Consider the following 17,249-nt stretch of genomic DNA (forward strand, 5'->3'; position numbering starts at 1 on the left):
CGTGACCTGTGCATCACTTTGTAAGATCCTCGGTGCTGGTTTTTGCGTTGTCTGGCGCTGTTTTTGCGCAAGAGTCTGACACAGTGGTTGCCCCGCAACCAATGGCGCCAGATCGGGTCGCTGGCCTTGGATATGTCGAACCGGATGGCGGTGTTACAACCGTGGCTGGAGGCCCAACCATAGGAAGTGGTGTGGTCTTTGAATTGCGCGTTGGAGAAGGTGATACGGTATCACGGGGCGACACGTTAGCGGTTCTTGGAGACAATCCTTTGCTCCAGGCGGCATTACTACAAGCGGAGTCGCGGGTTGCTGTTCAACAGGCCCAGCTGGCACGGGTCATGGCTGGTGTCTCTCAGAATGAGCTTGCTGCGCAGAACGCGGTTGTTGATCGGTTGGAAAAACAGCTGAACAATGTGATCAAGGATTGTTTGCGGCAGCAATCGCTGTTCGAGCGCAAGATTATCTCTGAGGCAGTGTATCTTAAGGAATGCAATCGTGTTGACGCGATTGAAGGTCAGCTAAACGAAGCCATCGCGACCCGGGCGGCAGTTTCGACCATTCGTCCCGAAGACGTTCTGATTGCAGAAGCGGAACTTGCTGCGGCTAAGGCAAACGTGGCGCATGCAAAGGTTGCTTTGGAAGGTACCCTTGTTCGGGCGCCTACCGATGGCACTGTTCTGGAGATATATGCCAAGCCTGGTGAGTTGATTGGACCGCGTGGGCTTCTGGACATGGGAGATGTGCGGCGCATGTGGGTCGCAGCGGAAGTCTATGAAAGCGACATTCTCAAAGTAAAGCCAGGCCAGAGGGCATCGGTAATTGCAGATGGCATCGATCGGCAAATCGAAGGTGAAGTTGCAAGAATTGGTCTGACAGTGGCGCGCAACGAATTGCAGTCAAACAATCCGACGGCTGATGTGGATGCACGCGTGGTGGAAGTCATGGTTCTTCTGGACGAAGGGGCGGGGCAGCAGGTGGCGGCGCTGATCAACCTGCAAGTCTCTGTTATCATTCATCCCTAACAGGATGATGTGACGGCCTTTTAAGTGGGGTTGTGCCGTCGGTATTGAAGCGCGACCACATTTCATCGGTGATCACAGCACGTGTTGCACGGGATCTGCCGATCATTTCCGCGAAATCGGATCCTTTGATTGCCAGAAGGCGTGTTGGTTGAGAACCGTGCACTTCTACGCATGCGGTTCGGGTGCCATGCTCGGTCAAAAGGCCCATTTCGCCAAAATAGGTGCCCCGTTTGGAGAACGTCGCGAGTTCGGTACGATTGCCGTTGTCGTCTAGCCGGAACACATGCGCCTCACCTCCGGTGAGGATGTAAAACTCATCCGCGGGGTCACCTTGTTTGATGATAAGGTCGCCCGGTTTGTATTCACGTGCGATTGCCTTGGACGCGATTTCTGCCAGATGGCGGTCGTCCAAGTTCGGCAGTACGAGTGATATCTGTTCGGTGATCGCAGTACCGATCCGTCCGTCGATCATGTGCAAGATTTCGTCAGCGCTGTCGAGGATCCGCATGTTGTGGGTCACAATAATGGCCGCACTGTTTTGAGCGCGGGAAAGACGCTGAACGAGGTCGATGATATCGCGCCCTGTCGACGTATCCAATGCTGCCGTCGGTTCGTCTGCGATGAGCAGTTTTGGCCGATGCACCAGCGCACGGGCGATGGCAACGCGCTGTTTTTGTCCTCCCGAAAGATCTGACGGATGATCATTCACCCGATCGCCCAGACCGACTGCATCAAGCATTTCTTCGGAGAGTTTGCGCGCCTCTCGCGGGTTGTAATCCGGCTGAATTTCGAGGCTTTGCTGTACGTTTTGTCGAATGGATAAAAAATCGAGCAAATTGAAGTGTTGGAATACATATCCAACCCGTTTACGCATCGCCAGTAGTTTGCGCGCGCTGGCCTTGTTCAATTCCTCATCAAATAATTTCAGGCTACCATCCTGAACTGACCGCAGACATCCGACCAGTGAGATCAGGGTTGTCTTTCCTGATCCGGAATAACCGGTGAGAAACACGTTTTGCCCAGGATGAACGTCGACGTCGATGCCATGAAGCACCTGCTTCATTGTAGAGGCTTCTTTGTAGCTGTGCTTGAGTCCGCGAATTTTGACGATGTGATCATTGGCCATGTTGATGTCTACCCGAACAGATCTGCCGGGTCGGCGTCATTGAGTTTTCGGATAGCCAAAAGCGCAGAAACCACACAAATGAAGGCGATCGCCCCGAAAACGATCAAGGAAACTTCCCAGGTCATTTCGAATTTGAGTGCCGTTGCATTGGCGATAACATCATACATCACAAAACTGAGGCCCAAACCGGGCAAGAAACCCAAGACTGCAAGCATCAGCGCAGAGCCAAGCACGATGCGCCGGAGTTGACCGTTGGAAAACCCGATGGCTTTGAGAGTGGCGAAGTCACGTATGTATTTTGAAATCAATTGAAACAGGATCTGATAAAGGATCACGATGCCGACAGCTACTGCCCCACCAAGACCAAAACGGAAGATAATGCCTATCGGTGTTTGAAACTCGTAAAATGCCCGTTCCTGTTTCAGAAGGTCGGGCAAGGCAACAACTTTGACATCGCTGGGAAGGTAGGTGTTCATGCGTTCGGCCATTGTGGCAGGATCGGCGCCGTCCCGTAGCTGGATCAATCCGACGTTGATCTGATTGCGGCTTCGGTTGAAAGCTTCGATGAAGGTTGCGTCACTGGTGATGATATGTGAGTTGGCCGACTGGCTGACGCCAACTTCAAACAGACCGGTAACGCGAATACTGGATTGGTCACGTCCGCTACGCACTTCGATACTGTAGTCTTCGCCAGCTTGCACTGTATTGATTATTTGCGAAAATGAGTCTTTGGACTTGGCGTCAATCAGCACATTCCGGCGGATTTTGAGTTTGTCGTACTGGTCATGCACGGCATCAAGAAGCATGACATCCCACGTGAGCGGCAATCCGATCGCCTGAACCTTGCGCAAGTACTTTTCACCTCCTTCAGGATCACGCATCAGAATGCTGGACCAATATACAGGGGCAACACGTTCTACCTCCTCAAATGCGAGTGTTTGGTTCAGTCGCAGTTGTGAGAAAGTGGGGGTACGTAGCACAGTCACTGCGGACGAATTTACCATGACAACATCAGCGTTAAAGCTGGCGGGCAAGTCGAGCAGCGTGTTCAGAAAAGAGGATCTAAAACCGATTTGCATAAATAGCAGCACGGTAATGAAGGTGATCCCAAGAGCAGCAGAAAGCGTTTGCGCTTTTTGATGCTTGAGCTGCAGCCATGAAATCCAAGTCTTTCTGAACATTAAGTGCGACTATTCTCATATGCTGATGTTGCTGCGTCCAGTTGGATCACAAATGGGCCTGCGGTCCAATGTCTGTAGCGTAGCCCAACTTTTTCGCCAGTGCGAGCGTTGAGGGGCGCAATTGTATTCTCTGTTGCAATTGGTTCGCTGATTGCGGACGAAACGCAGGGTTTTTTAGGAACTTCGCGTCATTTCCGTACGGGGCAGACGCGGGGCCAACAAATGCAAACGGTCCGTTTTCTGGCCGCATCATGTCATTGAGGATGGCGGGATTCAATTTCAGGTCGAATTTCTTGGTTACTGAGGCAAAAGCCTCTTGGGAATGGTTTAAGAGAAATTCGCCGTGCACTGTTGTCTTTCGATCTTCTGGTATGGTCGCCAGAAAGTTCAGGATGTTACGGTTGCACCTGTTCCAGACACTCTCGCCGGTCACGAACCACCGGGCACGTATTCCGAACCTGTTTTTGATCATGCCAAATTCGGCCTCGATCGAGGCACTTACTGAACGAGGGTCGCGGACGAGATGGATGTACCGAGCATCGGGGCACGTGCGGTTAAGACGCGCAAGGAAACTCGAATGTGCTGCGTAAATTGGCTCTTTGGCCAGTGGAGTACGAGGCGCTACTTTTTCGCAAAGATGAGTCCAAAGGCGTTCTGTGGACCATGATTGCCTTTTGGTCAGCCAATTTTTGGCCAATTCGATATGAGCTTCGGTTTGGCCATCGAATTCGAGCTGAGCGACCGCGCGATAGAGGCCATCGAGTGTAAAAACACGAAACAGTCTGGCGCGTCGTTCAAGCTGTCCCACAGTTGCTGCTGCAAAAAGGCGCATTTCGGGGAACCCAAAAACGTCCGGATGTTCCCCTAGCATTATGCCGAAGAGAGAGGAGCAAGAGCGGGGGGCAGACAGAGTAAAGATTGGCGGCAATGGACTGAGATCCTCGGGTTTTGGACAGTCTAGCATATGCTCGGGCAAGTGTACCAGAATGTGTCCGGTGTGAATTGCGCAGCCTAAAAACTTGTCGCGAACCGGTACGCGTGCTAGCACGAAAGCATTGATAATGCGTATTCTTTGAAGAGGTCGGTATCCTATGATGAAAGCTACGGAGCCAGACAGACACGCGCCCGAAACCAAAGCCGATACTCGGATAGGCTCCAGCATCATGCAGGGGCTTATTCCAATTCAGGGACGCATGTCATTGATACCTAATGATCCATTTCTTGAGCGCGAGTTGTTTCCGTTTCTGGATCCGCTTGAAGAAAACTACAAAGTAATTCTGGAAGAATTGCAGGAGTTGCTCAAGTACCGAGACGAGATACCCGGCTTTGAAGAGGTGTCGCCTGATCAGGGGCGCATTGCCAAGAACAAGCAATGGAAAACGTTGTTTCTTTATGGGTTTGGTCAGCGGGTCGAGCGGAACTGCGAACTCGCGCCAAAAACGGCAGCTTTGCTGGAGCAAGTGCCTAAACTCAGATTGGCCATGTTCTCGATCATCGAGCCGCGTTACCACATTCCTGCGCATGTTGGGATTGGTAAAGGCTTTCTGCGGTGCCAGCTTGGGCTTGTGGTCCCCAAGGATACCAACGGATGCCGTATGCGGGTCGCGGACCAAATACAGACATGGAAACCGGGAGAGCTGTTTGTTTTCGACGACACTTACGATCACGAGGTCTGGAATGATACGGACGAAGAACGGATTGTTCTGTTGTTCGATTTTGATCGCCCGATGCGATGGCCAGGGCGCTTTATCAATTGGCTGATGTTAACGCTGGTTAGACTGACATCTTTCTACAAAGTCCCCAAGAAGAACATGGACACGTTTGGAAGTCGGTTTGAGGAGCGTATCAAGGCGGCCGAAAAAGCTCTGGAAGGCGGACGCTCATGAGGTGGCAGAGCGATTTGCCCGTTTGATGACAGGTTACAGCAGCGCCGCAGCTTGTTTTGTTGCGGGAGTTGTGGGGGCTTTGGGTTTTTGGTCGATTGGTGGCCCGCTGCCTTTTTTGATAGGCAGCTTACTAGGTGTTGCCATTTTTTCAATTTGGCTTTCAAGCAGTTGGGGTGTGACGCCTGAGTTTCCTGCGTTACTGCGGAAAGGAGGCGTTGCGCTTGTTGGGGCGATGATTGGCAGCAGTCTTTCAGATGCAGGGCTCTCTGATGTCTCGGGTTTGACGGTATCCTTTCTTGCCGTGCTGCCGTTGATGCTTGTTATGCATGGCGTTGGTTACGGTCTGTTGCGAAAACTAAATCGCTTTGACCGTACGACCGCGTTCTTTGCCAGTTTGCCAGGAGGTATCGTGGACGCAGCGGTCTTGGGTGAACAGGCTGGCGGCGATGTGGCTCGGATCAGCTTGCAGCACTTGGTACGCATTCTTCTGGTCGTCTTGACGATCCCACTGTTGCTGTCTGTTTGGTCCGGCGTGCCGGTCGTAGCAATTCCTGAAGCAAGCACAACAGCGCCTCCTTCTGCCGGTTTGATTGATGGTGCGATTTTGGCAGTTTTGGCTGCCGCGGGAGTGTTCTTAGGACAGCTTTTGCGATTGCCTGCGGCGCATCTGATTGGGCCTGTATTAATCGCTGTGCTGGTAAGCCTGTCAGGCATTATGCCCCTAACGCAACCGTCCGGTTTGATGGCGGCTGCGCAGCTGGTCGTGGGTGCGAGTTTGGGGGTGCGCTATGCGGGGATTAGGGTTGCCGAGTTTCTTCGAAGCGCGATGATCGGCGCGTTGATTTTGGTTCTGACGCTTACGATAGCGGCACTCGCGGCGTGGTTTTTGCACTCTTATAGTCCGATGGGCTTTGAAACACTCCTGCTCAGCTTTGCACCGGGTGGGTTGGCGGAACTCAGCCTTGTTGCTTGGAGTTTTGGTTTCAGTCCTATCTTGGTTTCGGCCCATCATATTTTACGGATTGGAGGGGCGTTGGCTTGGGCGACCCTTGTTGGTTGGTCTGGCGTCCTGTCACAAAAAGAGGTTAAGCATTAGCGCGGCGTTGCTGAAAACAGAGTAACTAGCGCATCAGTTGCATGGCATGTTCTGTGCATGAGGTAAGAAAATGGTTCCAAATCTATCCGCTTTGTTGGCGCGCGCCGCGGTGTTTCATTCCACTCGGTTCGACAAAGTCACGCACCACGTCAGGCAGACGCAAACTGCTTGTTTGCAAGATATTCTGCGCTACAGCGGCAATGGCGCTATCGCACGCGATCTGCGTGTGAGCGAGAGAACGCCTGAGGATGTATTTCGTCGTGAGGTGCCTGTGCAGTCTTACGCTGCGTTTGCCCCATATGCAGAACGGATCGCCAATGGTGAAAAAAACGTCGTGTCAAAGGAGGATGTTTTGTTCATGGCAACCAGCAGCGGAACCACAGGTACGCGCAAGTTGTTGCCAATTACCAAGACTGTGCACCGCGTTCGACAACGGGCCCGCATGGCGTCGGCAGGATATCTGGTGCGAGGCTTGACCAAGCGGCATTTGCCTCATGGTCGGATCATGATCACCAGTAGTGCGGCCATGATGGGAGAGACGTCTGGGGGTATCCCTTTTGGGTTTACGTCGGCATGCGTGCATAACATGAATCGTAGCAAGTATTCCGCCCGGATTGTGACACCGTATCCATTTGATGTGATGGCGATTCCGGGGGTTCGGGAGCGTCACATAATGAGTTTCCTGTTTGCCCTGCGCGATCCAAAGTTGCGGTTCATCGCTGGAAATTTCCCTCCATTTCTCCTGCACATCGCCGCGCAACTTAATGAAGAAGCGCCTATGTTAATCGAGGCACTGCGTACAGGTGGTGTTCCAGACGGTGTTGTTCTGAATGAGCGGACACATCGGAAGCTGGCGAAGTCACTGCGGGCTGATCCTCAACGAGCGGAGGTTCTGGCGCGGATTTTCGAAAGGGACGGGCGGTTGGACCCGGGCAGCGTCTGGCCAGGATTGACGGCGTTGTTTACTTCTCTAGGTGATGCCTCAACGCCATATCTGCCCTCAATCAAGAAGGTATTCGGCGACAAGCCACTGTTTGGCGGCCTGTATTCAGCGACGGAATCCGTTTTTGGAGTGAACACTGAGATTGACGATGGGTCGTCGACCCTTGCGATTGGTAGCGCATATTTCGAATTCGTACCACGCGACCAATGGGACCAGGAGTGTCCTGAGTCTGTGTTGCCACATGAAGTTGAAGTCGGGCAGGAGTACAGAATTATCGTAACCAATTACCATGGTTTGATGAGATACGATATTGGCGACATCGTGCGAATTACCGGTTGGCATAATACGACGCCAAAATTAACGTTCTTGCGTCGCCGAGGTGGTGCATTGAATGCAACACATGAAATGACAACCGAAGCAGACATTGATCTTGCGTTGCGAGATGTTGAAGTGCGACTGGGATGTGCATTTCATCAAGTTGGGGTGACACTCCGCACAAACCTTAACGGAATGTCACGATATTTTTGGTTGGTTGAGTTTGCTGGATCAGCACCGGATTTGAACATTTTGGCAGCCAGTCTGGATGCTGCTTTGAGCCGTTCCAATCTCGCGTATGCCGAACGTCGTAAGGATTATATTCCTGAACCCGTTGTAGCATTACTCCCTACGGGGACGCTTCGCAGTCTTAAGCGTGGCGATCCGGGAAAACTCACAGATGCGGCCCTTAAGGGGCACCGCATTCTATACGGAAACCCCGCGGTCGAGGGGCTTAGTAGTAAGGCAATCGCCACCTCCACAGGGTATTTCCCTGCGCAATAACGCAGCTGTTGGGGTGTGCTTCCGTACTATCGGGTCACGAATGCCGATTGCGTGGCATGCATCAAAAGTTGAGTTTTACCTGCGACATTTTGGGGATCAGACAACGGCCCAAAGTTCATTTTTTAGGCTGTCAGGGATTGCATTGCGGCTGTCGGCGCCAAAAAACGTTCCATATCGAAACGGGATCACCTAGGGAGAAAGGAAACTGCGAAAGCTTCGATGCCCGGATCGGAGACGGGCTGCTGAACGGGGAAGTCTTCTACAAGCTACGCGAAGACCAAATCATCATCGAAGAATGGGGGGCCTCTGCGTAATGCAATATCTTCGCCTGCCGAGCAGCGAGAAACGCCACAACACTAAATGTCCTCAAAGCGCTTTCGGCTTTTGCCCATCGGTTCCGGTAAAAATTGTTCCGACAGAACCCAAACCAATCATGTACTAGTAATCAAGACGGGCAACTTAGGTGGGGCAGATCCTTGGATCGCACGATATCGCGTGAGGCCCAAAATGCGCTGTTGATTGTTCAGGAAATCGACGGTTAGCCGCGTATGTGGTTATGTTGTGGGTCGTATGGGCAGGGTTCGATCACCGTGGCCGCCGTCAGCTTTCCACACAGGTCAATTTCGCACTTTGTTGTAGGGGGCGAAATTTTCGGATCGACAAAGGCGTAGGCAAGGTTGAGCTGTGTTCGGTGGCCCCATTCGCCGGACGTGACAGTTCCGACGACTTGGTCGTCCAGCATCACGGACGCGCCCGGTTGTGCTGGAGCATGTGTGCCTTTTACGTGAAGGCTGACCAATTTGCGGCGGGGCAGCGACCTTTCAAGAAGCGCCGATTGGCCAATGAACTCTGGTTTGGTCGGTTTGACAAACCGGGTCAGGCCGGTTTCGAACGGGTCAAACTCTGTGATCAGGTCTGACTTCCAATGCAGAAAGCCTTTTTCAAGGCGCATTGAGTCGACCGCGCGGGCGCCAAAGGGTTTGAGACCGTAGGGTTCCCCGGCTTCGGTAAGGGCAATATACGCGGCGTAGAGCGAGGCGTTGGGGATGTGAATTTCATAGGCGAGTTCGCCGGAGAAGCTTACCCCCATGACCGTGGCCGGAGCAAAGCCGATGGTGCACTCTCGGACGGACAACCAAGGGAAGGCTGATTTGGACCAGTTTCCGCGGGCGCAATGTGCAAGGACAGTGCGTGCATTTGGGCCTGCGAGCACGAGAATGGTTTGGTCATTGGTTAAGGAATGCAGTTGCACGTCTTCTTCCGGGCGAAGATTCGCGCGGAGCCAGTCCATGTCGTGAAATTCACTGGCAGCAGCTGAACCGTACCAGACTCGTTCGGGTCCACGATCACTGGCGGGCAAGTTGGCGATGGTGGCCTCTGCCTTGATGCACCCATGATGATTTAGCAGGTAGGTCAGGCCGACACGGCCTAATCGGCGGGGCAGAGTGCCGCACACCATACGATCGAGGAATGTGTGACGGTCGCGACCGGTGATTTCAATCCGGTTGAAGCCATTTACCTCGCAAAGGCCGACATTGGTTTGGACGTTTTGGACTTCGGCGGCGACGAGATCAAAAGTTTCGTCAAATGAGTAACCGAGTGTTGGGTGAAAGTCTCGCGCAGGCTTGATGTAGTCGACGCGCTCCCAGCCGTTCACCACGGTGAATTCGGCGTTTTGCGCGGCCCAGATTGGCGTGAGAGGGGTGGTTTTGGCCGGCCGTCCGGCGGGGCGATGTTCGTGGGGGAAGTGAAAACGGAATTCGTTTTGGTAATCCTCTATGGCTTTCAGCGCGGTCAATTCGACATTAGCGTGGCCGGTAAAACGGCGGGGGTCGACACACCATGTGTCATAAACCGCTTCGCCATGCACGATCTGCTGGGCGAGTAACCAGCCGTGCCCGCCGCCTTCGCCAAGCCCAGCTCGCAGGCCGATGATACAGAATGCGTTGCGTTTGCCCGGGATTGGACCGACCAGCGGCGCGCCGTCAATTGTGTAGGTGATTGGACCGTTGACGATAGAGCGTATGCCGGTTTCGCGTAACGCGGGCATTCGCTCCATAGCACCTTCTAATACGTCCATAACACGGTCCAGATCGTCCGGGCAAAGGGCGTTTACAAAGTTAGGGTCAATCCCGTCCATCCCCCAAGTTTTGCAGTCTTGTTCGTAAAACCCAACCAGAAGTCCGTTTTTTTCCTGACGGCAATAATAGTCGCTGATCGGGCAGCGCAGGAGTGGCATGCGGTGGTCAGAGGAAGCGATGGCGGGGATATCTTCGGTCAGGAAGTATTGGTGTTCCATCGAGGCAATGGGGTGTTGAACACCCATCATCGCACCCACCTCGTTCACGCGATAACCGCCGGCATTGACCACAATGTCACAATCGATATCACCCTTGTTGGTATGAACGATCCAAGTGTCATCAGCGCGCTGGGTCAATCCGGTGACCGGCGTGTGACGATAGATTTGTGCACCGGCGTTGCGGGCGCGGCGCGCCAACGCCTGACAAAGCTGAGCCGGGTCAATATCGCCGTCCAATGGATCCCAAAGCCCACCAAGAAGGTTGTCGGTCGACACAAGGGGGTGGCGTCGCGCGCATTCTTCGGCGTCGATGACCTCGAAATGCACGTCCATACCGCGCGCCATCGAGGTGAAATGCCGATAGCCCTGCATTTGAGCTTCGTTATTTGCGAGGCGAATGCCGCCGTCGCCGTGGTGGTAGTTGATCGGGTAGTCAGGGTCTTCTGACAACTCCTTGTAAAGCTGGATCGAATGCGTTTTTAGGCCCACCATGGTTTGGTTCATGCCGAAATTGGTCACCTGGGCCGCAGAATGCCATGTCGTGCCGCTGGTGAGTTCGTCCCGCTCGAGCAGAACAACATCGCTCCAACCCTCTTGGGTGAGGTGATACAAGGTTGAACACCCGGCGATGCCACCGCCGATCACGACCACTTTGGTTCTGGTTTTCATATGCTTCCCCGTCTTTCTTGAAATGTGCGCGGGGTCAGTGATTGGCGTCTATGACGACATGTTGTTTTGGAAAAACTCGCAAACAATCTTCGCAAAAATGCGATGTAGCTGGATGTGAACTTAGGTTGAACTCGGGTCCAACACATAGAAATCCGGCGAGAGCCAAGGCAGTGAGTCCAGAATAGGAATGACAAAATGGCTGGACAGGAGGCTTCGCACGATATCAGCGATCAACTCCGCGGTGGCGCGTGGATAAAGGTCGCTGCAATAGACCGCAAGAACCCGAGAAAACGCTTTGTTTTGAAAGGCGTGCAGAGCGATCCTATTCTGATACCTCTTCGCGCGATTATAACTGGCGGGTGTGGTGATCGCCCAACCTCGACCCTCAGCAACCATGCCCAAAAGAGAGTGGTTGCTCTCAAACTCGAACCGGTTGGGCAAGGACACGCGAGTGCGGCGAAGGTGTAATTCGATCAGATTGCCAATGATCAAGTTCTGAGAATAGCGCAGGAAGGGCATTTTGGAACGCCCTGCGAGGCAATCTTCTGGAGTTTCCGTGGCGTTTATCGGCAAGGCGATAACAAATGGGTCGCGTAGCAGCGGGAACTCAATCAGGTCAGAGACATCTGCAATTGGGCGGGTTGCGACGCCGACGTCGAGTTTCTTTTCATGCAACATGTGAAGGATGGCGTGGCTGGGCCTGTTGAGGTGTTTGAAAGTACAGTTTGGCATGGCCAGAGACAATTGCTGGGCAAGCTCGGGGGCGACCTCGCTGTCCAACTCGTCGACGATACCTAGCCTGAGGTCGCGCACTTGAGAGAGGTTGCCAGACATCAATTCGGTTTCGCCGCGCCGGATTACACGAAGTCCTTCTTCGACGTGACGGGCAAAAATCACCCCCGCCGGTGTCAGGATCATCGGGCGTTTGGAATGGTCGACGAGGTCCATGCCGAGACTTTCCTCTACGCCACGCAAATGATGTGATATGGTGCTAATGGACAAGCCGGTTTCTTTGGAGACTTTGCTGGCAGAGCCCGATTTCGCGATCAGCTGAAAGATTTCTAGCCCGCGAAGGCTTAGATTTGAGCGCTGCATATGAATGCTTTTCCTGCTTGGTGAAACATGTACTGCAAATAGTTTCGAATATTTCGAAACTAAAATCCATCTTTTTTGTAGTTGCCAAAATTGATGCGCACGGCGTCGTAAAACGGTGTGAGATACGCGTGGCTCAAATAAGGAAGCCGGTCAGCGGGACTCCGTTGGCATGCGAACGACAACTGGGAGAAAAAGATGAAATCCAACAAGTTTAAGCAGGGTGTTGCGGCACTGGCGCTGGGGACTGCTGCATTTGGGGCTGCGCCTGCAATGGCTGAGAGCATTACAGTGGCGTATTTCCTGGAATGGCCAATGCCGTTTGAATACGCCAAGCAGATGGGCACCTACGAAGAAGCGTTGGGCATGGATATCAACTGGGTCAGCTTTGAGAGCGGCGTGAAAATGTCGGCTGCGATGGCTTCGGGTGATGTGCAGCTGTCAGTCAGCCAGGGTGTGCCACCGTTTGTAGTTGCGACCAGCGCGGGGCAGGACCTGCAAATTCTGGACGTTGCGGTCAGCTATGCGGACAACGACAACTGCGTTGCGCGGGCTGATCTGGAAATCGACAAAAGCAATGCGGCAGAGCTTGCTGGTAAAAAGGTCGCTGTTCCGCTGGGAACCGCCGCGCATTATGGCTTTTTGAAGCAGATGTCGCATTTCGGTGTTGATGTCGCGTCGATGGATGTTGTCGACATGGATCCGCCTGATGGTGCCGCAGCAATTGCGCAGGGCGCGATCGACATGTTTTGCGGCTGGGGCGGTTCGCTGCGCCGCGCGCTTGAGCACGGCAACGTACTGCTTTCAGGAGCGGAAAAAACCGAGCTGGGTATTCTGGTGTTTGACGTGACGTCTGGACCGGCGGATTGGGTTGCTGAGAATGGTGACACTGTTGCGAAATTCCTGAAAGTGACAGCAGATGCAAACGCGATGTGGGCGGATGAGGCAAACCATGCCAAAATGCTTCCGCTGATCGCAAAGGATGCGGGCATGGACGAAGCCGCAACAGCCCAAACCATGGCGACGTTCTCTTTCCCGACGGTTGAAGATCAGCTGTCTGATAAGTGGCTGGGTGGCAATGCTCAGACATTCATGAAGGGTGTCGCGGATGTGTTCGTAGAAGCCGGTAGCATCGATGGTGCGCTGGACACATACGAAAACAACGTCAACACAGGTCCGCTGGAAGCCGCAGGCGACATGTAAGACTGGATGAGGAACGGCGGCCATCCCCCGCCGTTCCCGCGACACGTGGTTTGACAAAGGGCCACGTGTTTTTTGTGAATTGAGCCCAACGGAAAGCGCAAGCAATGTCCGGACTATCCATAGAAAATATCTCAATGCGGTTCGATCTGCCCAATGGCAGTTCGGTACAGGCATTGAAGAATGTATCGCTCCACTTAAAACCGGGGGAGTTGATGAGTGTGCTGGGCCCGTCGGGCTGTGGCAAAACCACGTTATTGAATATCGTGGCAGGTTTTTTGGCGCCGACAGAAGGCGAAATCAGAATGAACGGTCACACAGTGACCGGCCCGGATGCCGAGCGCGGCATGGTATTTCAGCAAGGCGCGCTGTTTGAGTGGATGGATGTGCGCGGCAATGTGAGTTTTGGACCTCGCATGAAAGGCGAAAATGAAGCTCATTGGGGTGCAAATGTAGATCATTTGCTAGATGTCACCGGGCTGGGAGACTTCAAGGACAAGGCGATTTACGAATTGTCCGGTGGGATGCAGCAGCGCGTCGCTCTGGCGCGCTGTCTGGCGAATGACCCAGATGTGATCCTGATGGACGAACCTTTGGGCGCGTTGGACGCGTTGACGCGGGAAAAGATGCAAGGGTTGGTCCTGAAGCTTTGGAAGGAAACTGGCAAGACCATCATTTTGATCACGCACTCAGTTGAAGAAGCATTGTTGCTGGGTGAACGGTTGCTGGTGATGGCACCGCGCCCCGGACGTATCCACAAGGAGTATCAGCTGCCATTTGCGGATATGGGCGTAAATGCCGATTTACGTGAAGTGAAACAGGCGCAGGGGTATAATGATACACGCGAAGAGATCCTTGAGATGATCTGGGACATGGAAGAAGAAATCATGGGCCGTACGGAGGATCAGAAATGATTGGTTTGATTATCCTGCTGGTTTACGTGGCGATTTTTATCGTCTCATTCCTGATTGTGCGGTTCTTAGTGCAAAAGACGACCACAGATTATACCGCTCTGAAAACCGTTACTTTTGGTGACGAAAGTGCGGTGACGTCGAACAGGGTGGCGTCGGTGGTGTCCGTATTGACGATTTTTCTAATCTGGGGATCGTTCACCGGTTCGGTTCTCATACCGCGTTTTCTGCACGCGCCAGGGCCGTTTGTTGGAGAAACGTCGTTCACCTATACAATTGAAACACCCGAGGGCGCACGCGATGACGCGACGATCTTTGTCCGGGTTATGGGTTTTGGTGAAGAAACGGTAAAGTTCGAAGTGCCTCCGGGTGACGGCATTGCCAAGGACGACGCGGTGGCGATGCCTGCATCACGTTCAACAACGATCATTTATGACAAGAACGACGAGGTGACACGCAAGGATGGCGCGCGTCTGGTCGCGATTGATGGCGAAACGATTGGGCCAGATATCGCGTTGAACACGGATGTGGGGCGTTTTGCGTTAACGGAGAAGGGGGCAATTACCTTTGCGCCACCCAAGGGTTTGCAAATGGAACCCATCTGGCTTCCTCCGCCTGAGGCAGTTGTTGGACGTGTGATTGAAATTGCCAATGATGGGTATCGCGACAGCACGCTGTGGAAACACTTGGGGTATTCATTGTTCCGAGTGATTGCCGGGTTCTTCTTTGGTGCACTGCTGGGTATTCCGCTGGGATATGCAATGGGTCTAAGCAACTGGTTCCGTGGTTGGTTTGAACCGATTGTTGAATTCATGAGGCCTGTTCCGCCGCTGGCGCTAATTCCGCTGGTCATTATCTGGTTTGGGATTGGCGAGACGGGCAAGATTATCCTGTTGTTCCTCGCCTCGCTCTGGATCATGGCGATTTCGGCAAGGGCAGGTGTGTCTGGTGTGAATATCACCAAGGTGCACGCAGCCTATTCGCTGGGTGCGAGCAAGATCCAGATCCTGCGTAACGTTATCATTCCAAACTCTCTGCCTGAGATCTTCACCGGCGCGCGGGTTGCCATGGGAGTATGTTGGGGAACGGTTGTGGCCGCCGAATTGGTTGCAGCGTCCGAAGGAGCGGGCATGATGATCATGGTCGCGTCCAAGTTCCAGCTGACTGATATCGTGCTCATGGGGATCATCCTGATTGGTGTGATCGGGTTTGGCATCGACATTTTGATGCGCCGACTTGAGAACCTGTTGGTGCCGTGGAAAGGGCGCAGCTAAAGAGTAATTTTTGCTGAAAAGCCAAGGAAAAAATAGTTGGTGCGCGTGTCCGATGACACGCGCACTTTTGTTTTTTGCAGAATGGGTCATACTCTTGGGTGGAAACAGTGTTCCGCGCTTGGAATAAGACGTGGAACAAAGGAACAGGGAGATGCTTATGTTCAGATATGCTGCCATTTCAGCGTTGGCTTTGGCCTGCGCTTCGGCTGCCACTGCCGAGACGATTCGTTGGGCGGGGACCACAGATCCACAGACGATGGACCCTCATGCGGTAAATTCGGCACCGGTGCTGGGGTTTCTGAATAACGTATTTGAAGGGCTTGTCCGGCGCGGCAAGGATATGTCTGTCGAGCCAGCACTAGCAACATCATGGGAGCCAATTGGTGACGGCGAAGGCTGGCGGTTTACGCTGCGCGAGGGTGTGAAATTCCACGATGGTGCGGAATTCACGGCTGAGGACGTTCTGTTCAGCTATCAGCGGGCCTCAGACGAGGCATCTGACACACGCAGCTGGTTTGCGCCTGTGTCGGGGGTGAATGTGATAGACGATTTCACGGTCGACATCATGACATCCGCCCCGAACCCGATTTTCCCGGACTCGATCGCTAACTGGATGATCATGGACAGTGGCTGGGCCGAGACGAACAGCGCGACGTTGCCGGATAAAGAGAATGGTAACTATGCGACGTTGAATGCGAATGGCACCGGTGCATTCATGGTGACGGATCGCCAGCCCGGATTGTCGACAACGTTGACCCCGTTTGGCGGCTGGTGGGATGAGGCTGAGCACAACATTACCGAGGCCACCTTTACGCCAATCGATAACCCTGCGACAGCTGTGGCGGCGTTGCTGTCTGGCGATGTGGACATGATAAACCCGGTTCCTATTCAGGACGCCGCGCGGGTCGATCAACGAGACGGCACCAAGGTGATCCGTGGCATTGAGGCACGAGTAATAATGCTGGGATTTGGCCATGAGGCTGACCAGCTCAAATACACCGCGATGGCAGGGGAGAAAAACCCGTTCCAGGACGTGCGTGTCCGCGAGGCGGTGGCGAAGGCAATCAATGTGGATGCAATCCGGCAGACCATCATGCGGGGCAGCGCCGAGGAGGCGAGCCAGCTGGTGAGCCCGGCAATGCGCGGTTATTCCGATGCAAATGCGGCGCGGACAGCATATGATCCTGAAGGGGCTAAGGCTTTGCTGGCAGAAGCTGGGTATGCGGATGGGTTCAGCTTTGGTCTGAAGTGCCCCAACAACCGCTATCTGAACGATGAGGCCGTTTGTCAGGCTGTTACGGGGATGCTGGCGCAAGTAGGAATCAGTGCCGAGTTGGATGCGATGCCGGTTCAGAATTATTGGCCCGAGTTGCGGGCGGATAATTTTGACATGTATTTGCTGGGCTGGTCGCCGGGCACGTTTGATCACGAGCATCCGGTTCGCTTTCTAGTGACAACACCAAACGCTGAGAAAAAGCTGGGTTCGTGGAACTTTGGCGGGTTCTCGAATGCGCGTGTTGATGAGCTGTTGCCGATGGTTCAGTCCGAGATTGATGACACAAAGCGGCAGGCGATGATTGATGAGACTGTTGCGATATATCAGTCTGAACATGCCTATGTGCCGCTTTACGTTCAGCCGCTAGTTTGGGGTGTGCGTGACAATGTTGAACTGACACAGCGTCCGGATAACTTCTTTATCCTGCGTTGGGTTACAATGAACTAAAAGCATGG

General features: G+C 53.5%; 13 protein-coding genes and 1 pseudogene. 9 read left to right on the top strand and 5 right to left on the bottom strand.

All coding sequences use genetic code 11. The features are described from left to right. The first annotated feature begins 8 nt into the window (after window positions 1-8). Complete coding sequence (locus CLV88_RS07425) at window positions 9-1,022, top strand: HlyD family efflux transporter periplasmic adaptor subunit (RefSeq protein ID WP_133169924.1); 1,014 nt, start codon at window positions 9-11, stop codon at window positions 1,020-1,022. Here CLV88_RS07425 and CLV88_RS07430 read toward each other — a convergent pair. From CLV88_RS07430 to CLV88_RS23750, 3 genes are read right to left on the bottom strand one after another with little or no spacing between them, the layout of a single operon-like run. Continuing rightward, window positions 1,009-2,148: an ATP-binding cassette domain-containing protein gene (locus CLV88_RS07430; RefSeq protein ID WP_106607755.1), complete on the bottom strand. Its 1,140-nt coding sequence runs from the start codon at window positions 2,146-2,148 to the stop codon at window positions 1,009-1,011. The two genes, CLV88_RS07425 and CLV88_RS07430, sit on opposite strands and share 14 nt — an antisense overlap. Window positions 2,149-2,156: 8 nt before the next feature. Continuing rightward, window positions 2,157-3,329, bottom strand: coding sequence for an FtsX-like permease family protein (locus CLV88_RS07435; protein ID WP_106607756.1), 1,173 nt, complete (start codon window positions 3,327-3,329; stop codon window positions 2,157-2,159). A 46-nt stretch (window positions 3,330-3,375) separates the two neighbouring features. Next, window positions 3,376-4,494 (bottom strand): sulfotransferase family protein, encoded by a 1,119-nt coding sequence (locus CLV88_RS23750; protein ID WP_106607948.1) that lies wholly within the window; start codon window positions 4,492-4,494, stop codon window positions 3,376-3,378. Here CLV88_RS23750 and CLV88_RS07445 point away from each other — a divergent pair. The 4 genes and pseudogenes from CLV88_RS07445 to CLV88_RS23305 form a co-directional block, all read left to right on the top strand. Further along, window positions 4,421-5,215 (top strand): aspartyl/asparaginyl beta-hydroxylase domain-containing protein, encoded by a 795-nt coding sequence (locus CLV88_RS07445; RefSeq protein WP_106607757.1) that lies wholly within the window; start codon window positions 4,421-4,423, stop codon window positions 5,213-5,215. The two genes, CLV88_RS23750 and CLV88_RS07445, sit on opposite strands and share 74 nt — an antisense overlap. Before the next feature lie 25 nt (window positions 5,216-5,240). After that, window positions 5,241-6,311, top strand: a complete 1,071-nt coding sequence (locus CLV88_RS07450; protein WP_133169925.1) for an AbrB family transcriptional regulator — start codon at window positions 5,241-5,243, stop codon at window positions 6,309-6,311. Window positions 6,312-6,381: 70 nt separating this feature from the next. Further along, window positions 6,382-8,073, top strand: coding sequence for a GH3 auxin-responsive promoter family protein (locus tag CLV88_RS07455; RefSeq protein WP_106607759.1), 1,692 nt, complete (start codon window positions 6,382-6,384; stop codon window positions 8,071-8,073). Between the two features lie 96 nt (window positions 8,074-8,169). Continuing rightward, window positions 8,170-8,515 (top strand): annotated as a pseudogene (locus CLV88_RS23305) (integrase core domain-containing protein); the annotation flags it as partial. A gap of 96 nt (window positions 8,516-8,611) precedes the next feature. Here CLV88_RS23305 and CLV88_RS07465 read toward each other — a convergent pair. Continuing rightward, on the bottom strand, window positions 8,612-11,041 hold the full coding sequence (locus CLV88_RS07465) for a GcvT family protein (protein WP_106607761.1): 2,430 nt from the start codon (window positions 11,039-11,041) through the stop codon (window positions 8,612-8,614). Between the two features lie 120 nt (window positions 11,042-11,161). Continuing rightward, the gene (locus CLV88_RS07470; RefSeq protein ID WP_106607762.1) at window positions 11,162-12,136 is read right to left on the bottom strand and encodes a LysR family transcriptional regulator; all 975 of its coding nucleotides are present in this window, start codon (window positions 12,134-12,136) and stop codon (window positions 11,162-11,164) included. Between the two features lie 195 nt (window positions 12,137-12,331). On the opposite strand from CLV88_RS07470, the gene CLV88_RS07475 reads away from it, so the two are divergent. The 4 genes from CLV88_RS07475 to CLV88_RS07490 all read left to right on the top strand — a co-directional run bounded on the left by CLV88_RS07475 (window position 12,332) and on the right by CLV88_RS07490 (window position 17,241). Next, window positions 12,332-13,336 (top strand): taurine ABC transporter substrate-binding protein, encoded by a 1,005-nt coding sequence (locus tag CLV88_RS07475; protein ID WP_106607763.1) that lies wholly within the window; start codon window positions 12,332-12,334, stop codon window positions 13,334-13,336. A gap of 104 nt (window positions 13,337-13,440) precedes the next feature. Next, window positions 13,441-14,247, top strand: coding sequence for an ABC transporter ATP-binding protein (locus CLV88_RS07480; protein WP_106607764.1), 807 nt, complete (start codon window positions 13,441-13,443; stop codon window positions 14,245-14,247). Window positions 14,248-14,252: 5 nt separating this feature from the next. Further along, window positions 14,253-15,518 (top strand): ABC transporter permease, encoded by a 1,266-nt coding sequence (locus CLV88_RS07485; protein ID WP_106607949.1) that lies wholly within the window; start codon window positions 14,253-14,255, stop codon window positions 15,516-15,518. Window positions 15,519-15,675: 157 nt separating this feature from the next. After that, entirely contained in the window at window positions 15,676-17,241 is a 1,566-nt protein-coding gene (locus CLV88_RS07490) for an ABC transporter substrate-binding protein (RefSeq protein WP_106607950.1), read from the top strand. Window positions 17,242-17,249: the final 8 nt, after the last annotated feature.

Source organism: Shimia abyssi, assembly GCF_003014475.1.
In the GTDB taxonomy this organism is placed as follows: domain Bacteria; phylum Pseudomonadota; class Alphaproteobacteria; order Rhodobacterales; family Rhodobacteraceae; genus Shimia; species Shimia abyssi.

Coding starts and splice junctions, on each gene's coding strand:
- CLV88_RS07430 (WP_106607755.1), bottom strand. CDS start 2,148: ATGGCCAATGATCACATCGTCAAAATTCGCGGACTCAAGCACAGCTAC.
- CLV88_RS07435 (WP_106607756.1), bottom strand. CDS start 3,329: ATGTTCAGAAAGACTTGGATTTCATGGCTGCAGCTCAAGCATCAAAAA.
- CLV88_RS07445 (WP_106607757.1), top strand. CDS start 4,421: ATGATGAAAGCTACGGAGCCAGACAGACACGCGCCCGAAACCAAAGCC.
- CLV88_RS23750 (WP_106607948.1), bottom strand. CDS start 4,494: ATGATGCTGGAGCCTATCCGAGTATCGGCTTTGGTTTCGGGCGCGTGT.
- CLV88_RS07450 (WP_133169925.1), top strand. CDS start 5,241: ATGACAGGTTACAGCAGCGCCGCAGCTTGTTTTGTTGCGGGAGTTGTG.
- CLV88_RS07455 (WP_106607759.1), top strand. CDS start 6,382: ATGGTTCCAAATCTATCCGCTTTGTTGGCGCGCGCCGCGGTGTTTCAT.
- CLV88_RS07465 (WP_106607761.1), bottom strand. CDS start 11,041: ATGAAAACCAGAACCAAAGTGGTCGTGATCGGCGGTGGCATCGCCGGG.
- CLV88_RS07470 (WP_106607762.1), bottom strand. CDS start 12,136: ATGCAGCGCTCAAATCTAAGCCTTCGCGGGCTAGAAATCTTTCAGCTG.
- CLV88_RS07475 (WP_106607763.1), top strand. CDS start 12,332: ATGAAATCCAACAAGTTTAAGCAGGGTGTTGCGGCACTGGCGCTGGGG.
- CLV88_RS07480 (WP_106607764.1), top strand. CDS start 13,441: ATGTCCGGACTATCCATAGAAAATATCTCAATGCGGTTCGATCTGCCC.
- CLV88_RS07490 (WP_106607950.1), top strand. CDS start 15,676: ATGTTCAGATATGCTGCCATTTCAGCGTTGGCTTTGGCCTGCGCTTCG.